24 protein-coding genes are annotated in these 23,725 nt (G+C 41.8%); 22 read left to right on the forward strand and 2 right to left on the reverse strand.

Annotated features, from left to right (window positions below):
* Nucleotides 1-257: 257 nt before the first annotated feature.
* A complete protein-coding gene (gene lexA, locus ACK8P5_RS11165; protein ID WP_208914253.1) occupies nucleotides 258-884 on the reverse strand; it encodes a transcriptional repressor LexA in 627 nt (208 codons plus the stop codon).
* A 174-nt stretch (nucleotides 885-1,058) separates the two neighbouring features.
* Here lexA and ACK8P5_RS11170 point away from each other — a divergent pair, with 174 nt between their 5' ends.
* From ACK8P5_RS11170 to ACK8P5_RS11190, 5 genes are all read left to right on the forward strand, one after another.
* A complete protein-coding gene (locus tag ACK8P5_RS11170) occupies nucleotides 1,059-1,421 on the forward strand; it encodes a LysM peptidoglycan-binding domain-containing protein (protein ID WP_422661003.1) in 363 nt (120 codons plus the stop codon).
* Between the two features lie 157 nt (nucleotides 1,422-1,578).
* Nucleotides 1,579-1,779, forward strand: a complete 201-nt coding sequence (locus ACK8P5_RS11175) for a DUF896 domain-containing protein (RefSeq protein WP_422661446.1) — start codon at nucleotides 1,579-1,581, stop codon at nucleotides 1,777-1,779.
* 65 nt (nucleotides 1,780-1,844) lie between these two features.
* Nucleotides 1,845-2,363: a hypothetical protein gene (locus ACK8P5_RS11180; protein WP_422661004.1), complete on the forward strand. Its 519-nt coding sequence runs from the start codon at nucleotides 1,845-1,847 to the stop codon at nucleotides 2,361-2,363.
* 48 nt (nucleotides 2,364-2,411) lie between these two features.
* Entirely contained in the window at nucleotides 2,412-3,203 is a 792-nt protein-coding gene (locus ACK8P5_RS11185; RefSeq protein ID WP_422661005.1) for an HAD family hydrolase, read from the forward strand.
* A 184-nt stretch (nucleotides 3,204-3,387) separates the two neighbouring features.
* Nucleotides 3,388-3,831: a FixH family protein gene (locus ACK8P5_RS11190; protein WP_422661006.1), complete on the forward strand. Its 444-nt coding sequence runs from the start codon at nucleotides 3,388-3,390 to the stop codon at nucleotides 3,829-3,831.
* Nucleotides 3,832-3,961: 130 nt separating this feature from the next.
* On the opposite strand, the gene ACK8P5_RS11195 is transcribed toward ACK8P5_RS11190, so the two are convergent.
* Entirely contained in the window at nucleotides 3,962-4,498 is a 537-nt protein-coding gene (locus ACK8P5_RS11195) for an acireductone dioxygenase (RefSeq protein ID WP_422661007.1), read from the reverse strand.
* Nucleotides 4,499-4,676: 178 nt separating this feature from the next.
* On the opposite strand from ACK8P5_RS11195, the gene metH reads away from it, so the two are divergent.
* The 17 genes from metH to ACK8P5_RS11280 all read left to right on the forward strand — a co-directional run bounded on the left by metH (nucleotide 4,677) and on the right by ACK8P5_RS11280 (nucleotide 23,721).
* Nucleotides 4,677-8,117 carry a methionine synthase gene (metH, locus tag ACK8P5_RS11200; protein ID WP_422661008.1) on the forward strand — a complete coding sequence of 1,147 codons (3,441 nt, stop codon included), beginning with the start codon at nucleotides 4,677-4,679 and terminating at the stop codon, nucleotides 8,115-8,117.
* A 93-nt stretch (nucleotides 8,118-8,210) separates the two neighbouring features.
* Nucleotides 8,211-9,134 carry a ribonuclease Z gene (gene rnz, locus ACK8P5_RS11205; protein WP_422661009.1) on the forward strand — a complete coding sequence of 308 codons (924 nt, stop codon included), beginning with the start codon at nucleotides 8,211-8,213 and terminating at the stop codon, nucleotides 9,132-9,134.
* Between the two features lie 342 nt (nucleotides 9,135-9,476).
* The gene (locus ACK8P5_RS11210; protein WP_422661010.1) at nucleotides 9,477-10,268 is read left to right on the forward strand and encodes a TIGR01457 family HAD-type hydrolase; all 792 of its coding nucleotides are present in this window, start codon (nucleotides 9,477-9,479) and stop codon (nucleotides 10,266-10,268) included.
* A 51-nt stretch (nucleotides 10,269-10,319) separates the two neighbouring features.
* On the forward strand, nucleotides 10,320-11,138 hold the full coding sequence (mutM, locus tag ACK8P5_RS11215) for a bifunctional DNA-formamidopyrimidine glycosylase/DNA-(apurinic or apyrimidinic site) lyase (RefSeq protein WP_422661011.1): 819 nt from the start codon (nucleotides 10,320-10,322) through the stop codon (nucleotides 11,136-11,138).
* Nucleotides 11,128-11,976 carry a deoxyribonuclease IV gene (locus tag ACK8P5_RS11220; protein WP_422661012.1) on the forward strand — a complete coding sequence of 283 codons (849 nt, stop codon included), beginning with the start codon at nucleotides 11,128-11,130 and terminating at the stop codon, nucleotides 11,974-11,976. Before mutM ends, ACK8P5_RS11220 begins: the two co-directional genes overlap by 11 nt.
* An 18-nt stretch (nucleotides 11,977-11,994) precedes the next feature.
* Entirely contained in the window at nucleotides 11,995-12,333 is a 339-nt protein-coding gene (locus ACK8P5_RS11225; RefSeq protein ID WP_422661013.1) for a cyclic-phosphate processing receiver domain-containing protein, read from the forward strand.
* Nucleotides 12,330-12,677 (forward strand): thioredoxin family protein, encoded by a 348-nt coding sequence (locus ACK8P5_RS11230; RefSeq protein ID WP_422661014.1) that lies wholly within the window; start codon nucleotides 12,330-12,332, stop codon nucleotides 12,675-12,677. Before ACK8P5_RS11225 ends, ACK8P5_RS11230 begins: the two co-directional genes overlap by 4 nt.
* Nucleotides 12,674-13,447, forward strand: a complete 774-nt coding sequence (locus tag ACK8P5_RS11235; RefSeq protein WP_422661015.1) for an ABC transporter ATP-binding protein — start codon at nucleotides 12,674-12,676, stop codon at nucleotides 13,445-13,447. The genes ACK8P5_RS11230 and ACK8P5_RS11235 overlap by 4 nt, the downstream gene beginning before the upstream one ends.
* A 5-nt stretch (nucleotides 13,448-13,452) precedes the next feature.
* On the forward strand, nucleotides 13,453-14,514 hold the full coding sequence (locus ACK8P5_RS11240) for an SAM-dependent methyltransferase (RefSeq protein ID WP_422661016.1): 1,062 nt from the start codon (nucleotides 13,453-13,455) through the stop codon (nucleotides 14,512-14,514).
* Nucleotides 14,515-14,686: 172 nt separating this feature from the next.
* Nucleotides 14,687-16,150, forward strand: coding sequence for a serine/threonine protein kinase (locus tag ACK8P5_RS11245; protein ID WP_422661017.1), 1,464 nt, complete (start codon nucleotides 14,687-14,689; stop codon nucleotides 16,148-16,150).
* Nucleotides 16,151-16,177: 27 nt separating this feature from the next.
* The gene (locus ACK8P5_RS11250) at nucleotides 16,178-17,263 is read left to right on the forward strand and encodes an SAF domain-containing protein (RefSeq protein ID WP_422661018.1); all 1,086 of its coding nucleotides are present in this window, start codon (nucleotides 16,178-16,180) and stop codon (nucleotides 17,261-17,263) included.
* A 27-nt stretch (nucleotides 17,264-17,290) separates the two neighbouring features.
* On the forward strand, nucleotides 17,291-17,998 hold the full coding sequence (locus ACK8P5_RS11255; protein WP_422661019.1) for a hypothetical protein: 708 nt from the start codon (nucleotides 17,291-17,293) through the stop codon (nucleotides 17,996-17,998).
* Entirely contained in the window at nucleotides 17,995-18,831 is an 837-nt protein-coding gene (locus ACK8P5_RS11260; protein ID WP_422661020.1) for a hypothetical protein, read from the forward strand. The genes ACK8P5_RS11255 and ACK8P5_RS11260 overlap by 4 nt, the downstream gene beginning before the upstream one ends.
* The gene (locus ACK8P5_RS11265; RefSeq protein ID WP_422661021.1) at nucleotides 18,832-20,727 is read left to right on the forward strand and encodes an ATPase, T2SS/T4P/T4SS family; all 1,896 of its coding nucleotides are present in this window, start codon (nucleotides 18,832-18,834) and stop codon (nucleotides 20,725-20,727) included.
* Nucleotides 20,724-22,793, forward strand: a complete 2,070-nt coding sequence (locus ACK8P5_RS11270; RefSeq protein WP_422661022.1) for a hypothetical protein — start codon at nucleotides 20,724-20,726, stop codon at nucleotides 22,791-22,793. Before ACK8P5_RS11265 ends, ACK8P5_RS11270 begins: the two co-directional genes overlap by 4 nt.
* Nucleotides 22,794-22,838: 45 nt before the next feature.
* The gene (locus ACK8P5_RS11275; protein WP_422661023.1) at nucleotides 22,839-23,297 is read left to right on the forward strand and encodes an ABC transporter permease; all 459 of its coding nucleotides are present in this window, start codon (nucleotides 22,839-22,841) and stop codon (nucleotides 23,295-23,297) included.
* 43 nt (nucleotides 23,298-23,340) lie between these two features.
* A complete protein-coding gene (locus ACK8P5_RS11280) occupies nucleotides 23,341-23,721 on the forward strand; it encodes a hypothetical protein (RefSeq protein WP_422661024.1) in 381 nt (126 codons plus the stop codon).
* The last annotated feature ends 4 nt before the right edge of the window (nucleotides 23,722-23,725 follow it).

Here is a 23,725-nt window from a genome sequence, read left to right on the forward strand (position 1 = left end):
TAGATTTATGAATGAACAGGAGGTGATCCTATGATAGGAAGAAGAAGTAGAAGAGTAAAGGTTATTGTCCTGAGACCTGGTGAGAAAGTAGTTGTTGTGTGTAAACATCATCGATGTTAAGTTGCGTAGATAAAAATAGCAAACCATAGTAAGTTGCTTTGGTTTGCTATTTTTATAAGCACAAGATACAGAAAAAAGCTACCGCTTGTACAAAGACAATGCGGTAGCTTTACATGTTCAAGTATTCATTCAGCGCTTTAATGAATATCTCTAAAGACACCTACAACTTTGCCGAGAATCGTAACATGGTTTAAGCGTAATGGCTCATAAGTTGGATTCTCCGGCTGAAGACGAATATGGTCTTTCTCTTTATAAAAAGTTTTCACAGTGGCTTCATCTTCCTCAGTCATAGCAACAACAATATCACCATTGTCGGCGGTTTGTTGTTGACGGACGATTACATAATCTCCATTGTGAATCCCAGCTTCGACCATACTGTCACCCATAACAGTAAGCATGAACACCTTGTTGTCACCAACAAAATGCTGTGGTAGTGGAAAGTAGTCTTCAATATTCTCTGTTGCAGTGATCGGAACCCCGGCAGTAACTTTACCAACTACAGGAACTCTAGAGATCGTGTGGGTAAATAGATTACTATTCTCCGATTCTTCTTGACCAAGCAACTCAATTGCTCTTGGTTTTGTAGGGTCACGGCGGATTAAGCCCTTCTTCTCCAAACGGTCAAGATGACCATGCACTGTTGAACTGGAAGCAAGTCCAACAGCTTCACCGATTTCTCGTACGGAAGGCGGATAGCCTTTACTCCGAACTTCGTTGCGGATAAACTCCAAAATCGCCTGTTGGCGGCTGGATATCTTCGACATTCCGTATCAACCCCATTTTAGTAACGTTTGGGAAAATTATATCATAGAACTTCCGTTCGTACAAACATAAGTTCTAAAATATTAAGAACAACCGTTCGTAAAAGTATTGAAACAAACAAGTGTTCGTGTTATATTAAATGCATAAGAGAACACTTGTTTGGGAGATGATGATAAATGAGATTCACTACATACCGCAGTATTTATGAAGGTCAATATCAAGAAGAACTTAACGAGATTACATTTTGGGATCGGACCATAGATTTTATGAAGACTCGTATCGGTAAGCTCACATTAGTTATTCTTATATTTGTATCAGGATGGACAGGAGCGATATCCGTATTTGCAGGAGGATTGGACAAGCCAGTAGCTGAGAAGAATGTAATCGTCCAGCCTGGTGACTCGCTCTGGGGGATTGCAGCAACCCATAAGCCTAAAGAGATGGACACAAGAGTATATATAAGCTCTATACGAGAAATTAATGGGCTGAATGGACCGGATATTCAAGCCGGAGATGTACTCTCTCTACCTCTATGGTGAACGTACGGATAGGACAATGCTAGATTCAATATCTATAAAGATAATGGTATAATAATAGAAGAGCGCGCATGTACGAGCTTGATAAGGAGAGGCTTCCTTGACAAGCTCTTTTTCACATGTCAAAGTTAAAAGTGAATTTTTTATTGGGGGCGAAGGAATGGATATCGATGCATTGGTAGAACGTATTAATGTTCTAGCTAGAAAACACAAAAATGAAGGGTTGACGGAGGAGGAATCTAAAGAACGTTCCGAGCTTCGTGAAGTCTATCTTAATAATATTCGGAGAAACTTCCGACAGCAGTTGGATTCGATCGAATGGGTAGATGAAGAGAAAGACGGATCTGGACTTAAACATTAAGTCGTGACCGGGCGTCTGCTCGAGTAATCTTTTCATTATAGATGTAAGCGAAGAGGAGGAGACCTATGTCTCGATCATGGGAAAGAAAAGTCAGCAAGAATATGTCTCAGCTTAACAAGCAGCGTAAGAAACAAGGCCAATCCATGTTGGGGACCACGACAACAGGAGCGAGTGATGGGGATGTATTTAAAGGGCGCAAATTTGTGCTGCCTATCGTTCTTGTTGCATTAGCAGTTCTTTATGGACTACTTGGCATAGCAACTGCTGAAGCAGGTAATACAGTCCTGAACTGGATTGGCGTAAGTTTGTACTTACTTCTCGCCTTGATGATTTTTTTGCGGAAACCATTTTTGAAAGTTGGACGTAGCACGCTTTCTACATTTAAATTTAACCGTGAACGTAAATTGTCAGCATCCGAAATTTCAAAAATTAAGATTTTGCAAGGATCTGTAGTCATCGAGAACAAAGCTCGCGGAGGAAACTGGGTATTCTCACGTCTTATTAATCGTTATGATACCAAAGCGATGGGAGAAAGACTTGAGGAGTTCGCTAAAGTAAATAATATTCCTGTAGAGCATGAGTAATAGTTACCTGGTTCATCTAAGAGATATGTAAAGGGAGATGGGTAGAAGATGTCGGTATCTGCGGTACTATTTGATCTGGATGATACATTATTGTGGGATGAAAGAAGTGTAGAGGAAGCATTTGAAGCAACATGTCAAGCTGCAGCAGAGAGCACTGGAATCGATGCCTCTGCTCTGCTTGCTGCTGTTCGAAGTGAAGCTAGATCTTTGTATGAAACATATGACACCTTTGCATTTACCAAAATGATTGGTATTAATCCTTTTGAAGGTTTGTGGGCTAATTTTACGGCTGGAGATCAGCCGGAATTCCGCCGTCTGCAGGAGCTCGCACCGATGTACCGCAAAGAATCCTGGAACAGAGGGTTAAAATCTCTAGGGATAGATAACGAAGAATTAGCAGGGGATCTTGCTGAAAAATTCGGGAAAGAACGCAGAGAGCGGCCATATGTCTATGAGGAGACCTTTGATGTTCTGAAGAAGCTCCAGGGGAAAGTAAAACTTCTCCTTCTAACGAACGGTAGTCCTGATCTTCAACAAGAGAAGCTGGACGGAGTTCCGGATTTGGCTCCTTATTTTGATCATATTGTCATTTCGGGGAGCTTCGGTAAAGGGAAGCCGGATGTATCCATCTTTACACATGCACTGGATCTTCTCGGTATCCAGCCTGAAAATGCTGTCATGGTTGGAGATAAGTTGACCACTGACATTAAAGGCGGCAATGCCGCAGGACTGACGACGGTATGGATTAATCGTACAGAACGTGAGAAAGATCCTGAAATCGTACCGGCTTATGAAATTCAGAATTTGAATGAGCTTCATGCTATTTTATCTTCTTTGTAATTTATATGGTGAATTAAAATAATAAGACTTGCCGTCTGACTCGCTTGGATAAGCGATCAGACGGTTTTTTAGTTTTGTTTTATAAATGTATGAGAAACGTCACACAATTGTAAGCGATAGATCATACAAGATAATCCAGATTGCTGTATAATGATGGAACAATTATGGATTAAATGAATAAGTAATGGATAAAATTTATGACTTCAAAGTAGGTGTTAGCTTGATTAAGAAAAAGTACGCTCTGATTTCTGTAATGGTCTTAATGGCATTTGCCTTGGCAGCTTGTAGTGAGAGTAAAGCGGATCAAAGTGAAGAATTGGTTATGATGGATCCAATCCTTGTCGATCTTACGTTGAATGCCGAGAAGGTTTCAGTAGGAGAGAAAGTACTCATTCAAGCAAAGGTTACACAATCTGGTGAACCTGTTGAAGATGCCAGCAAAGTAGAATTTGAAATCACTCGTGAAGGAGGGGGCATGAAAGTCACAGTCCCCGTAAAGCATGTTGAGGACGGGAGTTACGAGTTAAATAAGTCATTCAATGAACCAGGAACATATCGGATTATTTCACATGTGACTGCTCGTGGTCAGCATTCCATGCCTTTGAAAGAGCTAACGGTAACCGAATAATAACATGGACTATTAATGGATCGTGGATGTGTTTTGATTGTAAAAAAACAAAAACAGCAGCCTAACCATCCCACCGGATGTCCAAGGCTGCTGTTTGACTATCGAATAAATTAGATCAATACATGAATGCTTAATATAAGCCAGGGTCTGCTACAGGTTCAGCGATCCAGCCGTTCTCTTCGATAAAGAGGCGAACTGCAATAATTTGACGATTATCCATCAATGTGAAAAAGTGGGGTGTGTTTTCGGGTACAGAAATCACATCACCGGGTTCAAGTTCAACATTGAAGTAACCTACGTCGTCAGTTCCTTTAATGATAAAGATACCTTTACCACCTACAATTGCACGGATTTCATCTTCTGTATGTGTGTGTACTTCCTCAAACTTTTTCAATAGATCTTCCAGATTAGGAGTCGACTCAGAAAGAGTGATCACATCCCAAATTTTATATCCACGGCGGGAAGCCAGGTCACGGATTTCTTCATCATAAATATCGAGAATACGTTTCTTCTCTTCATCGGTCAAGGCGAAGTTCGTTTGCAGCTCCTCAGGCAGCTTTTCAATGTTCCAGTGCTCATAAATAACTTCTTGTTTGTTCAAAAAATCCCGAACATTATCGACTCCAGTAATCCGCTCGTTCGTGTTACGAATAACGATTTCTGCCATTTTCTATCCCTCTTTCTCCACTTGGATTAATAAGTATTATATCGTTGCCGCTCTTATTTGTCACCAGAAAATTATCATTTGAAGCTGAAATAGCGCACATTTCCTCAGATCTCGTTCTTTTCTATTGAAATATATTCTGTTACACTAAGAGCTAACGTTTTGCCGGGAGGGGTACACATTGAGCAAACCAAGCTTACAGGAAGTACTTAAAGAACGAATATTAATCCTTGATGGTGCAATGGGCACCATGATTCAACAAGAGGATCTTTCAGCAGAAGATTTTGGTGGAGAGGAATTGGATGGATGTAATGAAATGTTGGTGCTGAAGCGCCCTGATGTCATACAATCCATTCACGAACAATATTTAGCCGCTGGTGCGGATTTAATTGAGACCAACACTTTTGGTGCAACCTCCGTTGTACTTGCTGACTATGATGTACCTGAGCTTGCTCGTGAGATCAATTTGGAAGCAGCTCGCCTGGCACTTGCTGCTGTTGCGAAATATTCAACACCCGAGAAACCGCGATATGTAGTCGGAGCCATGGGACCAACAACGAAAACGCTGTCGGTTACAGGTGGTGTTACATTCCAAGAGTTAATAGATAGTTATGAGGAACAAGCTGTAGCTTTAATTGAAGGTGGCGTAGATGCCCTCTTACTTGAAACTTCTCAAGATACACTTAATGTGAAGGCCGGTACGATTGGTATTCGTCAAGCCTACGATAAGACGGGAGTTAAGCTCCCTATTATGATTTCAGGCACGATTGAACCGATGGGTACTACATTAGCCGGACAGAACATCGAAGCATTTTACATATCACTAGAACATATTGAACCGATATCGATTGGACTGAACTGTGCCACAGGTCCAGAATTTATGAGAGATCACATTCGCTCTCTTTCGGACATGGCTAAATCAGCAATAAGCTGTTACCCGAATGCTGGGCTACCAGATGAGAATGGTCATTACCATGAATCTCCGGAATCCCTTGCTCAAAAAATGGGCGCTTTTGCAGAGAAGGGTTGGCTGAACATTGCGGGTGGATGCTGCGGTACTACTCCTGAGCATATTCGTGCTTTATGTGATGTTATGAGCCAATATCCACCACGTCAACTCGACGGTTCACATTTGCCAGCACTTTCAGGAATTGATCCGGTATATATTGAACAAGATAACAGACCTTACATGGTTGGCGAGCGAACGAACGTTCTCGGATCCCGAAAGTTTAAACGTCTCATCGTGGAGGGCAAGTACGAGGAAGCATCTGAAATTGCTCGTGCACAAGTGAAGAATGGCGCACATGTTATCGATATTTGTGTACAGGATCCGGATCGTGAAGAGACAGAAGACATGATTAAGTTTCTGGAGCTCGTCGGCAAAAAGGTAAAAGTTCCGCTTATGGTGGACACGACAGACCCAGAAGTTATTGATCTCGCACTTAGCTATTCCCAAGGTAAGGCGATAATTAACTCTATTAACCTTGAAGATGGGGAAGAGAAGTTTGAGAAGGTTACTCCGCTTGTTCATAAGTATGGAGCTGCCGTTGTTGTAGGAACGATTGATGAGAGTGGGCAAGCAATTAATCGTCACGATAAATTGAATGTAGCACGTCGCTCATATGACTTGTTAGTGAACAAGTATGGTATTAAACCGGAAGATATTATTTTTGATACCTTGGTGTTTCCCGTAGGGACGGGTGACGAGCAGTATATTGGTTCTGCGCAAGAAACAATCGAGGGTATTCGACTTATTAAAGAGGCCATGCCTGAATGTCATACAATTCTAGGTATTAGTAATGTCTCCTTCGGTCTTCCTGAGGCCGGAAGAGAAGTTCTGAACTCCGTGTTTTTGTATGAATGTACTAAAGCAGGTCTTGATTATGCGATTGTGAATACAGAGAAACTTGAACGTTATGCTTCCATTCCGGAAGAAGAACGTCGATTGTCCGAAGATTTGATCTATCGTACGAATGATGAGACTCTTGCAACTTTCGTAGCTGCTTTCCGGAATAAAAAGGTTGAGAAGAAAGAGAAGATATCGAATTTAAGTTTAGAAGAAAGACTTGCGACTTATGTAGTTGAGGGAACGAAGGAAGGTCTAATTCCTGATTTGGATGAAGCCTTAAAAAAATATGGTGCACTCGAAATTATAAACGGGCCGCTTATGGCAGGTATGACAGAAGTTGGCCGTTTGTTTAACAACAATGAGTTAATTGTTGCAGAAGTTCTTCAAAGTGCGGAAGTCATGAAAGCGTCAGTTGCTCATCTTGAACAGTTTATGGAGAAAGATGAGACATCGGTTAAGGGCAAGATTATGCTTGCAACTGTAAAAGGTGACGTACATGATATCGGTAAAAACTTGGTTGAAATCATCCTCTCTAACAATGGTTATGAAATCATTAACTTGGGTATAAAAGTACCACCGGAGCAAATTATCGAAGCCTATCGCCGCGAAAAGCCAGATGCTATAGGTCTATCAGGTTTATTGGTGAAATCAGCTCAACAGATGGTTCTAACCGCACAGGATTTGAAAACCGCGGGTATCGATGTTCCTATCATGGTGGGCGGTGCAGCGCTTACTCGTAAATTTACGAGAACCCGTATAAGACCAGAGTATGAAGGCATGGTGCTGTATGCAAAAGATGCCATGGATGGTTTAGATATTGCTAACAAGCTTAGTGATCCCGTACAGCGCAAGGAAATTGAAGATAATGTGAAGGCGGAAAGAGAAGAAGATACGACTGAAAAACAAGTGGAGAAGAGATTGCCTGAACAGACAAGAGTGAAACGTTCGAAAATATCTTCTGAGGCACCTGTCTATATACCGCCAGACATGGAGCGACACATCATAAGAAATTATCCGATATCGCACATTCTTCCTTATATAAATATGCAAATGCTTCTTGGGCATCATCTGGGTCTTCGCGGTTCTGTAGAACAGTTATTGCAGGCACAGGATCCAAAAGCAGTTTCCCTTAAGGCTACAGTAGATGGTATATTACAAGAAGCAATACAAAATGGTATTATACAAGCTCATGCAATGTACCGCTTCTTTCCGGCTCAGTCGGAGGGAAATGATATTCTGATTTATGACCCAGAAGATAAAAAGACGGTTCTTCACCGTTTCAGCTTCCCAAGACAGAATGTAGAACCTTACTTGTGTCTATCGGATTTCTTACGATCCGTTGATAGTGGTGTAATGGATTATGTAGGGTTCTTAGTCGTTACAGCTGGACATGGTGTGGGTCAGCTTTCCTCTGAATGGAAAGACAAAGGTGATTATCTTCGTTCTCATGCGCTGCAGTCTGTAGCACTCGAAACCGCAGAGGCACTTGCTGAACGTGTTCACCATATGATGCGAGATTCTTGGGGATTCCCAGATCCAGAAGATATGACAATGAAGAGACGTCTCGGAGCAAGGTATCAAGGAATAAGAGTGTCGTTTGGTTATCCGGCATGTCCAGATCTAGAGGATCAAGGACCATTATTTAAACTAATGAAGCCGGAGGATATGGGTGTGCATCTTACCGAAGGTTTTATGATGGAACCTGAAGCTTCCGTTTCAGCGATGGTGTTTAGCCATCCTGAGGCAAAATATTTTAATGTGGATAAAGCTTAAGCATAAATTTTAGATGTGGATGTAGAAACGATGAAATCCTCCGAAATTTTCGGGGGATTTCTCCGGTTTACACACATGGAAGGGGAGAAGAGTATGGAACTCTATTTTTTAGGGACAAATGCAGGGGTTCCTACACTGCAGAGAAATGTCACCTCAATCGCACTGCGATTACTAGAAGAACGTCGCAGCATGTGGTTATTCGATTGTGGTGAAGGTACACAGCATCAAATACTTCGCTCGTCATTGAAAATGACTCGGCTTGAGAAAATATTTATTACACATCTCCATGGTGATCACATTTTTGGCTTACCTGGTCTTTTATCAAGTCGTGGAGCCCAGGGTGCTACATCTCCTATCACGGTATATGGCCCGAAGGGAATAAAAGCATACATCGAAACATCACTCGAACTTAGCCAGTCACGCGTTAACTATCCTCTAGAGATTGTAGAACACAGTGGCGGTATTCTATTCGATGATGATGGATTCTGTGTAGAAGCTGCATTACTGGAGCATAGAGTGGAAAGCTATGGGTACCGAATTATTGAGAAGGATCGTCCTGGTAATTTGGATTTGCAGAGATTGGAATCCTATGGTCTAAAGCCTGGGCCGATGTACGGTCGGCTAAAGCGCGGTGAAAGTATAGAGACGCCGGATGGGAAGACTATTTATGCAGTAGACGTTTTACTTGCTCCGAAAAAGGGGCGTATTGTTACTATTCTTGGCGATACAAGACCTTGCGCTAATATTGTGCCCCTTGCAAAAGATGCAGACCTATTGGTTCATGAAGCAACGTTTATGCATGAGCTGGAGGACACAGCACATGAATATTACCATAGTACAGCGCTTCAGGCAGCTCAAGCTGCATTGGAAGCGGGTGTGAAACAATTAATGCTTACGCATTTCAGTTCCAGATATAAAGATATTGAACATTTACAACCATTGTTAGAAGAGGCACGACAAGTATTCGAGAACACGAAATTAGCGGAGGATTTCGGGCTTTATTCAGTTCAGAGATAAGAGGAATACTACGAATTATTTTCCGGGAAAGCGCAGGATATGACAAGGGTTAGTGCTAGTCACACGACTTGGACAACCTTCGATTGGATTCGACCTGCATGGATGTCGTTTATGAGGTTAAGCTGGACATCAGTATAGTCATGACGTTCTTCATCGTGCTATGGTTGCAGGCTAAGGTGCCATCTCTTACAATAAAGATATTGTGTGTAACTAAGAATTGTAGCGAACTAATATGGTGCTCAATACATGAACTACAAGACTTACTTTGTGAGCTATATTCAGCTTGTTTATGATATTAATGATTAATACAATGAATAAAGACGACTGAAGAAGGTGTTATTTATGGAACAAGTAAAAGGACTGCTTATTGATCTTGATGGAACACTTTATCATGGGAAGAACATGATTGATGGGGCGGATGCTCTCATCGGCAAGCTCCGCGAGAAGAATATTCCTTATTTGTTTGTGACTAACAACTCCTCTCGCACACCGGAGCAGGTTGCTGCACATCTTATAGGAATGGGAATTCCAGCTTCACCCGAAGAAGTGTGTACATCATCACTTGCAGCTGCAAGTTATATTGCACATGAATCTCCGGGCGCAAAAGTGGCGATTCTGGGAGAAGAGGGGCTTCGTCAAGCACTTAAGGATGCTGGTTTAGAGGTTACGGAAGAGCAACCGCATTACGTGGTTCAGGGAATCGATCGCTCTTTTAGTTATTCATCGCTGGCTAAGGCTGTGCAATGGATCCAAGGAGGAGCCATTTCGGTGTTGACGAATCCAGATTTACTGTTACCTTCGGATACTGGATTAACACCGGGGGCAGGTTCTCTGGGTGCGGCCATTGAAGCAGCTTCTGGTGTCAAGCCGGTAGTTATCGGGAAGCCTTCTTCAATTCTTATGAAATACGCTACTGACCGCTTGGGATTGTCTCCAGCAGAGACCGTCGTTGTCGGCGATAATATGAGAACGGATATTGCTGCGGGAGCTAATGCTGGTTGTAGGACGGTGTTAGTGATGACCGGCATTACAACCTCTGAAAATATGGAATCCCATATGACTGCTGCTGGTGTTCGTCCGGATTATATTTGTCAAGATTTATCCGAAGCAGCTGATCTGCTATGTACTGAATAAATACACAATCACCACAACTTAACATGCACGACACGAAGGGGTAGATGAATCATGCCGGAACTTCCAGAGATGGAGAACTATCGAAGAATGCTGTCTGCCAGTATTCTAAATAGACCGATAAGCAAAGTTATCGTTAATCGGGAAAAATCAATCAATGTTCCTTCTGCTGAATTTGTATCCAACCTAATTGGATCAAAAGTAATATTTGTGGAGAGAAGAGGGAAACACCTGATCTTTCATCTGAACGATGGACGACGTCTGCTACTACATCTCATGCTTGGCGGGTTACTATACATGACACGGGGAAGTGAAGAACGTCCATCTAGGTCAACACAGATAGAAATTGAATTTGGTGATAAAGTACTATATTTTATAGGTCTTCGTCTAGGGTATCTACATATGATATCTGCTAAGGAGGCGGAGGAGGTTCTGAGCCAACTTGGGCCCGAACTACTTGACCGGAGGATGACAAAAGAACGTTTTGTAAGTCTCATGATGAAACGTCGTGGCGCACTTAAAAGCTTACTCGTTAATCAGCATGCGTTCGCTGGTATAGGGAACTGTTATGCTGATGAGATCGCTTTTGATGCGAAAATTCATCCAGCAGCTAAAATTCAAAATATGAATGAGGAAACGCTGGAGCAACTCTTTGAGAGCATACAAAAGGTACTTCGTGAAGCAACGGATGGCGGGGGTTATATAGAAATGCCATTTACAGAAGATGATCACTTAACAGGTCAATACAATGAACAATGTAAAGTATATGACCGCGAAGGTGAGCCATGCGTTCGTTGCGGTACTGAGATTGTCAAAGTGGAACAAACTGGGCGCAAAGTGTTTTACTGTCCGACATGTCAGCATGAGCAATAAGATCCGCATAGGAAGTCATGTTAGTACAAGAGGTGGCTTTATCGGAGCGGCTCGAAAGAGTGAAGGAATCGGAGCTAGGGCATTTCAGTATTTCCCGAAAAACCCGCGTAGTTTACATATAAAAACGCCTGATTTACGGGATGCCAGAGCTTGTGCAGCTTATTGTGAGGAACACGACCTAGCTTCGATTGCACATACTCCTTATCCTACGAATATGGGTATCGGCCTTTCTAGAGGAGAAGATCATTACAGTTTAACGGTTGAATCTTTGCTAAATGATCTAATCATTGCAGAAGCATGTGGTTCACTTGGTATTGTTGTTCATTTTGGACATCTAAAAGGCGAGCATGTTCTAAAGGGTTATCAGAATATTATACAATGCATGAATGATGTACTCTCTGCATGGCATGGACAAGCCAAGCTATTGATCGAGAACCAAGCAGGAGACCATGGTGATATGGGTATGACGTTAGAGGAATTGGTAAAGGTAAGGGAGCTTGCAGACCAGCCTGAAAAAATCGGATTTTGCTTGGACACCTGTCATTTATTTGCAGCCGGCCAGTGGGATATTCAGCATACAGATGATCTGATTGAAAAAGGTACAGCTCTAGGGTATTGGGATAATTTAGTGGCAGTCCATCTCAATGATTCGAAATATGGTTCGGGATCAAGAAAAGATCGTCATGCACGCGTTGGTCAGGGGATGATAGGTACCAATGCACTTAAAGCTCTGGCACTATCACCGGAACTAAACGGGACAGCCTTTGTACTGGAAAGTGAAAAGGGAGAAGATGGGACACACCGAGAAGATATTGCCGAAGTGTTGTCCTGGTCTTGAATAAGGAGGGGACATAACATGATCCATCTATATTTAGATGATTGGCGCTCATGCCCCAAAGGCTTTGCACTAGCTCGCAATGGGGAAGAGTGTCTAATGATGCTCCGAGAATGCGAAGTGGATATTCTTTCACTTGATTATGAGCTAGGTCCAGACCAGATGAATGGTGGGGATATTGTAGCGGCTATGGTGGTTGAAAAGCTTTATCCTCGTCAAATTTATTTGCATACGTCAAGTCCATGGGGGCGAAAAAAGATGTATGAGATGTTATACGAACACATGCCTGCCGATGTTCGTATTCATAACGGTCCTATGCCTGATGAGATTTTAAGGAAGGTAGCATCAGGTTCAATATGATAACTGTAACTGAACGTGAACTAATCGAACGCCTAGATTGGCAACAGCGTTTAGCTCAGCGAGATAAACAAACTTCCCCCATGGTCGTGTTTCTGTATACTCCACTATGTGGCACCTGTGGTGCCGCTAGAAAAATGTTGGATGTTACGGAGCGATTGATACCTGAAGGAGTTTTGCTTGAGGCAGATGTGAATTTTTGTCCAACAGTCGTTCAGCGGTATCAAATCCGGAGTGTTCCTGCACTTTTAGCTATGTCGGGCAAGGCGGGCGAACCTCCTCGAGTACTTTACCGTATGGGATCGGTGCAGGATACATTAAATTTTATCAGGGATGTGATTCAGTGATTTCGATGCAAAATGTTTGCCTCAGAAGAGGAGAACAACAAATCCTGAAAGACGTATCGCTTGAAATGGGGCCTGGTGAGAACTGGGTTATCCTCGGTAGGAACGGATCTGGGAAAACGACACTTTTGGAAATGATGACAGGCTATATGTTTCCCAGTGAAGGAAGAGTTGAAGTTCTAGGCAATGTCTATGGACGATGCGATGTACGCGAAGTTCGTAAAGATATAGGTTATATTAGTCAATCTCTGATGGAGAAATTATCACTCAGTGATCCCGTCTGGGAAGTCGTTGCTACGGGAGCATTTGCTTTTCTACGTTTTTATCAGACAATACCTGTAGATATAAAAGAACAAGCCTTAGCGATGCTAGATGAAATGAATTTTAGCCATTTGGCTGATCATCCGCTTGGAACCTTATCACAAGGGGAGCGCAAGAAAGTTATGCTTGCAAGATCTCTGATGGCATCCCCTAAATTACTTATACTTGATGAGCCTTGTGCCGGACTTGATCTGTATGAGCGTGAGAAAATGCTCTTGGAGATTGATCGTTTAAGAAAGCGGGATATAGCCGTAATCTATGTCACGCATCATATTGAAGAAATTGTTCCTCTTTTTACGCATGTTGCATTAATAAAAGATGGCCAATTAGCAGGGTCAGGACGTAAAGAAGAGGTCCTTAATAGAGAACTTATAAAACAAACTTATGATATTAATGTTGATCTGGAATGGGACAGAGGACGTCCTTGGATCAAAGTAATTTCTGGAGGGTAATCCATTTGGTTGAACACAACGCAAGTCAAAAGCAAGATAATGAACAATATTCAGCAAAAATAATATGCACAGCAAATCATGGATTTGCTCCATATGCGCAGGAAGAATTACGTCGTCTTTTTGGCAGTTTAAAAAGTACAATGCTCATTCCTGGAGAGGTATTCGTTGTTACGTTAGGAGCGACAATTCAAGATGCTGTAGAACGCATCACGGAAAAATCTCCAGTGTTTCTGCGTCATGTGTTTCCTGTACTTATGGAAATTCCAGGGGAAGACAAGGAACTCGCTTTTGAGCAAGTAGTCGCTTATCTGCTAAAGCGAGATTATATAGAGGGTAGTCGTGTTTCCGTACAAGTCAGAAAAGCAGACGGAAGCACATGGACGGAAAGCCCGGGGATTCTACGTGATAAGCTTCAGGAAGAATTAGCACCACTAGAAGCTGAATTTACAGTCCTAAATCCGGAATGGGTGATATCCTTATTTGTAGCCAAAACGGCTTGGTATCTAGGCGTATCACGACCTGAAAACAACTTATCAGACTGGAATGGTGGTGCAATTCGGTTTCAGCGTGAGGAGGGTCAAATATCCCGTGCTAAATTCAAATTGCTTGAAGCAGAAAAGGAGTTCGGCATCCCGTTCTCCTCTTTCCGAAACGCGCTAGACATTGGTGCTGCGCCTGGTGGATGGAGTAGTTTCTTGCTTGAAAGAGGGCTCAAAGTCACTGCGGTCGATCCGGCAAAAATGCACGAATCTTTGTTGGATCATCCTAACCTTAGAATTGTGAACAAGAATGCATCTGATGTAAAATTTAAGGAAGCACAGTTTGATTTATTAGTGTGTGATATGAGTTGGAGTCCTAAACTGATGGCTCGAATGGTTACAGACTTGCTTTACTCATTAGCTTCTGGTGGCACGGCGGTAGTCACTGTTAAGCTCTTGACCAAGAAACCGATGGCTTTGGTTCATGAGATCATGGATATATTTGAAGATTCTAGAATGCAAATTCAGGGTGCAAAACAGCTATTTCATAATAGAGATGAAATAACTCTATATATGATTAAGTATTAGAAACTAAAAATCTCTTTACAAGAAGCATAGATTCGGTCTATAATGATTCCAAAATTAACCAAAGGAAAGTAATGGGAAAGCATCCCGCAAGATCAAGCACGGTTTACCGTGAATGATCAGCGGGATGCTTTCTTTTTTTTTTCAGCTATTGTAGTAGAAATGAGGTGATCGTATGAATCATGCTTCGAAACTTGAACATGGAATGATGCTCGGAGGTCGTTATCGAATTGATCGTAAGCTTGGTGAGGGCGGCATGAGCTGTGTGTATTTGGCGGAGGACATAAAGCTTCCTGGTAAGAAATGGGCGATTAAAGAAAGTGTGACTCAACCTGGAATGTTCCAAACCGTTCAAGCTGAGGCCGAGTTACTGACAACACTTAATCATGCTCGTTTACCGCGAATTATTGATTTTTTTCAACCTGACGAGGCTGGATACACCTATATGGTTATGGATTATATCCAGGGCATGACACTAGATAAGTATTGTCGACAATATCGTGGGCATTTGAGCGCTGATTTTATTCTCCAACTGACGCATCAATTGTTAGAAGTTCTTGAATATCTTCATACCCACCAGCCTCCTGTTGTATTCAGAGATCTTAAGCCTTCTAACATTATGTTGACCGAAGAAATGGAAGTGAGGTTGATCGATTTCGGCATTGCCCGTTGCTATAAACAGGAACGGAGTGAGGATACTGTTAAGCTCGGGACGGTCGGTTTTGCAGCACCTGAGCAGTATGGAGGTGGTCAAAGTGATGCTAGATCAGATCTATATGGATTAGGGGCCCTTCTTCTTTATCTGATAACGGGTGGGAAGTACAGTGAATGGTTTGCAGGTGTGGAACAGCATATTCGAGGAGATATATCGAAAATGCTACCACCTGTTATCAAGAAGCTCCTTCAATATGATCCGAATCAACGTTTTCAATCGGTTCATGAAGTCAGGCAGTGTCTTGCGTCTAGTCTTATTTCAGATCGTGGGCTAGCAAGCCGGACACAGAGCATAGCAGGGACGCTGGTTACCGCGGTACTAGGCACCTCACCTGGAATAGGGACGACACATAGCAGTATTACAATCGGGCATTTTTTGGCTCGTAAATACAATAAGGTAGCTATTATTGAAATGGGCACAGATCTTCAGGCGTTCACAAGGATACAAGAAATTGCAGAAGGCTCACCACCAGGATCTGTCCGTAAATTTACGATTAATAGCATTGATTTCTGGCGGCAAACAGCAAGAGGAGATGTGATATCTCTTCTTGCAGGAGGATACGATGCGGTAGTGCTGGATTTAGGTGCTTATCGGGATAACGAACGTCTGGAAGAATTCATACGAGCAGATGTACCAATTATCATTGGTTCAGCAGCCGAATGGCGTCAGCAGGATGTATTGACACTAGTACGCATGTTGGCACGACATGAACATGCTAAGCGCGTTTATGCTTTACCACTTGCCTCAGCCAAAAGCATTCAACAGCTTCGCAGATTACTAGGAAGTAATAAAGTTCTTGCTCTACCCCTTCATACCGATCCTTTTTCCTATTTAGAGGAAACGGAAAAAGCAATAGAGCACATATATGAGGGTATTATTAAACCCAAAGAACGCAGGAGAAGATTTCGCTTTGCTTGGGGCTAAACGATGTTTTGAAAGGAGTATATGTAGATGCCAATTATCAGGCAGCGCAGCAAGAAACTGCTGTATGCCGGGTTCGTCGGAGCCGGATGTATGAGCGTGATTTTGTTAGGAGGGTTTTATTTTATACAGAATGATAGTGCCAACCGTCACGCAGAGGAGAAAGATAAGTTTCAGCAGAGAATTCAATTGTTGGAGGCATCACAGCTAGATGATATGAAATCGATGAGAATAGCTTGGGTTCCTCTAAAGGATATTCCAGCAGGACAATTTATTAATAGTGGAGACTTGCGTGAAATTCGTCTTCCTTTAGATGCATCTCCTGAGAATCTCCCTGTCAATAAAGAAGAAGTTACAGGGAAAGGTACGAAGATTGAACTGAGGAAAGGTACACCCATCACTTTAGGTATGCTCTTCTCCGAAGAAGCCACACCAAAAGATCTGCGGAATAGGGAAATGAAATCTATCTATTTACCAAGTAACTTGAAACAGCAAGATGTTGTAGACATTCGTATTCAATTTCCTACGGGTCAGGATTACATCGTGCTGTCTAAGAAGCGAATTGATAAGCTTTCAAGTCCAGCCTTCTGGACGACACTTAGTGAACAAGAAATTTTGTTATTTTCAAGTGCCATAGTCGATGCCTATATTCATAAAGCTTCACTCTATGCTCTTACATATGTGGAACCAGGGATGCAAGATAAGGCTGTACCGAATTACCCTCCGAATCAGGAAGTCATTAAGTTAATCAAGAGCGATCCTAACATTGTAAAAAAAGCCGAAAAGCAACTGGAATCCTCTGTTCGGACTGCTCTAGATCAGGATTTGAGCAAAATAAAGCAAGTTGATCAAATGCATGCAGCAAATGAAAGTGAGTACATTTTCGATCAAGGATCCCAAACCTATGACAGCTGGACTTCAGAGAACACTATTGCGGATAACAAGGAATTTATTCCGGATCATTCATCTTCAGTCTTGCCTCTAGATGAGGTGGAAACAGAGGAGAAGAAGGACAGGATGACTGAGGCAAACGACATTCTAGGTGGACAAAGTAATAAGGAGGATAAGGATAGGGACGAAGACAGAGATATGGAGACGATTTTTACAAGTCCATAATTACTGAAGGATGGGAGTAGACCATTTATGCAAACTTGGATATTTGCGGGCATTTGTGACAAGAGCGATTTACTCATGTATCTGTGCAAAATTTTAACACATGCGGGGAACAGAGTGCTCCTAATTGATGCAGCTCTTGCAAGAAAGTATACACATTGTATTGGTAGATTAGATCCACTGATGTCAATAACAGAATTTGCAGGATTTGATGTAGCAACAGGTTTCGAGCATTACCACGAAGTGGTGCAATACCTCAAGGAAACTGGAGAATTCGAATATGACTATTTTCTGGTTGATACAGAGAAAGAATGGTTTCTAAGTGAAGATGATTGGGATCAGGCAGATGCGAAAGTCTGGGTGAGTAGCTTTGAAGTGGCAGGGCTGATGAAAGCGGCTAGCTGGCTCGAAGAACTGTCTACTCGAAAGAACAATCAAGGTAGACGAGCTTTTCATCGAGTGTATTTGAATGTCATAGAGGATTTCACGAACGATGACTATATCGAAAGTTATCTGGGCTGCGCCCAGATCCAGTGGATGGATGAACCTGTTAGAATTCCATGGGACGAAATTTCATTTGCACTCAAGATTGAGAATGAGCATGCTGGAAGACTACGAATTAAACCACTGTCCAAGCGATACAAAAAAGCACTCATAGAGCTAGTAAAAAGACTAAGCGACATGGAGAATCGTCAGATAAGACGTTCATTCCGACATGCTGAGAGGAGATGGGCATGAAGACGATTGCATTATGGAGCCCACTGCCAAGTGGGAGCGGGATAACAGCTCTTGGAGCCACATTACCGTTAGTTTTGGCGTTAGAGTTTAGATTGAAGACGTTATTATTGCACGGCGGAGGTAGTGGGGAACGTGTAGAACAAGCTTTTTCGCTCAGAAGCTATTCCTTAGATAACACATTGGTGACATTTCAAGATCATGGTATGAGTGCAGTCGAACGATTAGCTAGAAGCGGTAGGTTGTTGCCTGAGAATTTTCGAGATTATACAGCTTCAATTCTGCCAGATCGAATGGACTTTCTTGAAGGTAGTAAGGTAAGCGATTCTGAGTTTAGTGTCAAACATGAAGGGCTCATGACCCAAATCATTGAAACAGCGATTCGAGGATATGATGTCATTGTAGCCGATGCTGGAAATGGTCAGCCCGATGTTATGGATAAAGAAATATTAATGACAGCGGATTTAATTCTTATTGGAGTGAATCAAAACTTAAGATCTCTGGAAAAGATTTTGGAGCATGGAGCAATAACTGACTGCTTACAAGGTAAAGAAATAGGTTTTGTAATCGGGCGTTATGACAGATTCAGTCACTGTACAATTCAAAATTTGAAAAGACGCTTCGGTATAAAAGGAATGGTAGAAGGAATTCCTTATTGCTCACAGTTAACAGATGCATGGAATATGCGTTCGGTTCAGAGTTGTATTCAAAGAGGGAGAGGTGGTGGAGAACGAAAAAGAGAGACCCCGCTTTATTATGCTCTTAGGCATACCGCGCTAGCTTCAGTAGAACGACTCGGGCTTCCTTCTACTGGATACACGGAGAGGGGTGCTTAGATGTTCTCGAATTCACTCTTGAATTCGCTATGGATCGCTTTAATTGTGCTCTTGGTTTCTATATTTCTCTATATTCGGTGGTTGAGTGTAAGAAAAAAATCATTTCACATGGAACATGGACCAGAGCAATATTCACTACAGGCTATGACGGATTTTGTAAAAGAAACTCTTCATCAAATGACACACAGCCAGTTATCAGATCTTGGATTACATGAAGAAGAATACCGTAGGCGCCTGAGCAAGCGAAGCGAATTACGACGTGCACTGAAGGGGTGTGTGTCAGGAGATGTGCTCGATAAACAATATGTGAAACAGTTTTTGAAAGAATTGCTAGTTAAAAGCTTGAAGTTAAATGAGACGAATATTAACATCTCCATTCCATTCGAACAGCATGAGGCTTTAACCCCTCAGGATCAGTTTGAGATTATCTTGCATTTGTACAAGCAGCAGTTTCAAGATCATGCATTAGCTGAATTATTTGAGAGGTATCAATTGTCTAAGCCACGGGTTATCCCTGAATACGGAGAAGACAGCGTATATGCCATAACGGTAGAAGACATTGCCTATATATATGGTAATGAAATTCGTACGTTAACCTTTCAAGAGAAACTCGATATTGTAGTTCAAAGAATTTATCAACAATATAAAGGGTTTTCTGTAATTGATGAGATTCGCGATCAGCGGATTGATGGAGTGAGTGGTGGAGTTAGTGGAACACTCGGTCATTCCACCACACAGCATTTTCCCATAAAACCCGTATTAGAAAGAAATATAAATGTAGAAACTTCGCTTTCTGAATGCGAAAGTGTGTGGGTTTTTTACAGAGGCATTTCGATTCATATGGGCTTTTTAACATTCGGAAATGTAAGAGAGTTAAAGCGAGTATGCCAGAACATCTATAAATACAATCACCCTGGACAATTGTCAGAAGCAAGCGGTTATAAGGTAAATGAAATGAAGGATGGGTCTCGGGTTGTTGTGGTGCGCCCGCCATTCGCGGAGTCGTGGGCCTTTTTTGTTCGAAAGTTTGATGTCAATAGCACCAGTCTGGAGCAGCTTATAACCGGTAAAGGTGCCGAAATTCCAATTGAGCTGCTGAAATATTTAATGAAGGGAAGCCGAATTACAGCGATTACGGGAGCGCAGGGATCAGGGAAGACGACTTTACTCATGGCTATGATCAGGCATATCTATGCTTCTTATACGCTACGTGTTCAGGAGATGTCATTCGAGCTTCATTTAAGAAAAATATATAGCAGGCGAAATATATTAAGTTTCCGAGAAACAGACCATATCCGTGGTCAAGACGGATTGGATTTACAGAAAAAGACAGACGGGACAGTTAATATCCTAGGTGAAGTTGCAAGTGATGAAGTTGCCTCTTGGATGATCCAGATGTCTCAAGTTGCAAGTCTATTTACGGTCTTCACCCATCATGCGAAGACATTTAATGATTTAGTCCAATCTCTTCGAAATTCATTACTAAAAAGCGGAATGTTTCGACAAGAAGACATCGCTGAACAACAAGTAGTGAGCGTCATTAACTTCGATGTTCATTTGAAGCGAGACTCATTCGGTAATCGATACATTGATAGAATTACAGAATGTGTTCCCTGTGATCGTGAACCCTTTCCGGAATGGCTTCCACCTGACGAGCAGCGTAGAACCATTGATATGGTCAATCAATATGTGGAGCTGAGTGCGGAGCATTTTCGAAGACAGAACAGACCATCTTCCTATATATCACGAAACATTGTTGAGTATATAGATGGACGATATGTAGCTGCAGAACCTATAACGACGCGAAGTATAAGAGAGATGGAAGAGCAGATGCAACCACAGGATATTAATGCTTTCAGGACCTTTATCGCGAAGGGATGGGGAGGGTCGGCGTGACTACAAAAGACATACTTATATACATACTCTTCGTATCTTTAATGATATTCGTTGGGCTTTATGGAGCGATGATTATTATTCGAAAGAAGAATGGTCATTTCGAAGATGCTGTGGACCAGCATAATACTCCGATTACAGGGCTCATGAGAGATAAGCATAGACAATGGTTTCAATTTCTTTATATCTATACTTTAAAACTGCCCGTGTTGTCACGATATGTAAGACAAATCCGTAAGAAGCTTTCTATTATTCATCCGTATGATGAAATATCACTTCGATATGAAACAATGAAGATTGTATGTGCTGTAGCTACTGCTGCTGGCTTAACGGCTATTCTGTTAATCTGGATGAGTCCAGGTGTGGGATTTATGTTGATCGCTTTGCTTGCCGCTATTGTGATTCATGATCTAATCATCGATATTTTCATGAACAGATTAGAGAAAAAACTCTTGCTTCAATCCATCGAGTTATTCTCAAGTGTGAGGCATCACTATCAACAGCATGGCATGGTGGATGAAGCGATCTATGAAGGTGCAGAGATGGCTGGTCATGAAATTTCTATTCATGCCCATCGTATTTACAACGCGTTGATCTCTCAAGACCCAGAAGAACAGTTAGAGCGTTATTATGAAACCGCGCCTAATCGATATTTGAAAGCCTTTGCGGGTATATCACATCTAGTTATGGAGTTCGGTGATCATGCGAAGAAGAAAAGCTCTATATTTCTTCAAGGTTTAAGTGGCTTAACGAAGGAAATTCAACTAGAAATATTACGTAGGGATAAACTGGATTACTTGTTAAAGGGACTAAACATTATTGCGTTAGCGCCTGTATTATTTACGAAACCGATAGAAAACTGGGCGCGTGGAAGCTTTCCATCGATGGATGAATTCTATATGAGTAAATTAGGCTATATCACTAAAATATCAATCTATGTTGTCATCATTATTTCGTACACACTCTTACAGAAGCTACAACAAAATAATGAGTCCGATTATCGTGCAGGTTTTGATAAACCGTCATGGGAGTCAAAGCTATTTAGGTTGAAAATCACAACAGTGCTAGTAAAACTTATGGCCCCAACGCCTGGTACGCCAAAATATGAATCACGAATCAGATTACTTAAGGAGAGTAACACTCGATTACGTATTGAATGGTTTTACATTCGAAGGCTTGTGATATCACTAATTGTACTGCTAACCGTACTGTCAGCCTGCTTATTTCTACATTACAACGCGAAACATCAACTCCTATATGCACCAGTTTCACAAGTATCACTGTTCGGCAAAATGAGTGCGATTGAGGAGAAAGAAGCACAAAATTGGGCTGAAACGGATCGCGAGACAATGGATAATTTGAATCATTCACCGGAAGTTACAATTGATCAGGTCAAAGCGACGGTGAAGATCGTCGGCGATGGAAAAATGACTCAGGAGCAACTATTGGCGAATGCGGAGCGGGTGCTATACAAGCTTCAGCGCTATAACAACGAATATTTAAAATGGTGGGAAGTCATCTTAGCTTTATTTTTGACGATTGGAGCATACTATTTTCCACTTTGGACACTCCTATTTCACCGGAAGGTCAGAAGTTTGGAAATGAAACATGAGGTTTATCAATTTCAAACGGTCATCTCCATTCTGAGAGGAGTAGAGCGTATCTCTGTCGAGGTTATTTTAGAATGGATGAATCGTTTTTCGATGATGTTCAAGGTTCCGATTCAGAAAAGTCTATTACATTATGAGCATGGCGCAGACTTAGCACTACAAGAACTTAAGGAAGATATTTGGTTTCCGGACTTTCAACGTCTAGTGGATAAGTTGTTGTTAGCCGTTGATAAAGTCCCAATTAAAGACGTTTTTGACGATCTGGAAGGGGAAATGGCTTTTATATTTGAGCAGCGAAAGCAAGAGTATGAACGTATGATTGAGACCAAAGCAGCTTGGGGACGTATGATCGGATTTGCTCCGATGTATGCACTCATCTTTATGTATCTTGTCATTCCATTGATCGGCATGAGTTTTACGCAAATGAATGCTTACTATGAACAAATTCAAAGACTGTAATTAACACTAAATCGTCTCCAGAGTGGGACAAGGAGGATAAGGTATATGAATAATGCATCTTCAGCTCTAAAGGTAGCCGCAGGTATTTTTTTAACCATTGCTTTGATTACGATCGTTGTTATTTTATTTATTTCTGCACAGGAAGCAACTAAAACGGCGCAGAACAATTTTTCGGATATCCAGACAGAGCTCTCTCAAGCCGCATTTACGGTATATGATAGTACGACGATAAGCGGATCTCAAGTAACCAATGCACTCCGTAAGTATAAAGATAAGGATCAATTCGGTATTTTTATTAAGACAGGAAAAAACCCTGCGGGGCAATGGTATGGTAATGTGTTGGATTCAAATGGTTCTGTGGAGCATCCGGATTCCCGCCAAGGTAGTATCGTTCAGACATTAAATGAGAAAAGCACCGAGTATGTCAATCCTAGTGGAAAATTTAAAGCTTCGATTGTAAAGGATGATTCGAATGTGATTAGAGGAATTATATTTATTCAGTAAATATAAGTGAGAGGCTATTCATATGCGAGAGCAAACGATAACAATGATTGAATGGTCAGTAGCGATAGCTTTGTTCATGGGAGCTAGCTGGTTCTCCTTCCAAATGCAATCTGAGATCGATGCAGGGTTAGAAGCAGCTAACAAAATGGCACAAGAGCAGAACTCGGCCATAACAACATTTGAGATGAGTGGTAGTGTCATGAAGGATACATTTACCTACCAAGGCAGTGAGGTATTGTTTATGCTTCGACAAGTTGAGAAGGGGGAATATGAAATGTCTGTCGATGACGTTGTGTTCTCTTCAGGGATAAATCCCGAGATTTCGGACATTTCTGTCATTGATGTTGATGCAACATACGAAGCACGCTATACATATACAACCGACGGTAGAATAGTCCGTATTCAGCAATTTAAAGTGAGGTAAGGAA

The organism is Paenibacillus sp. EC2-1 (assembly GCF_049311625.1).
Lineage (GTDB): Bacteria > Bacillota > Bacilli > Paenibacillales > Paenibacillaceae > Paenibacillus_AQ.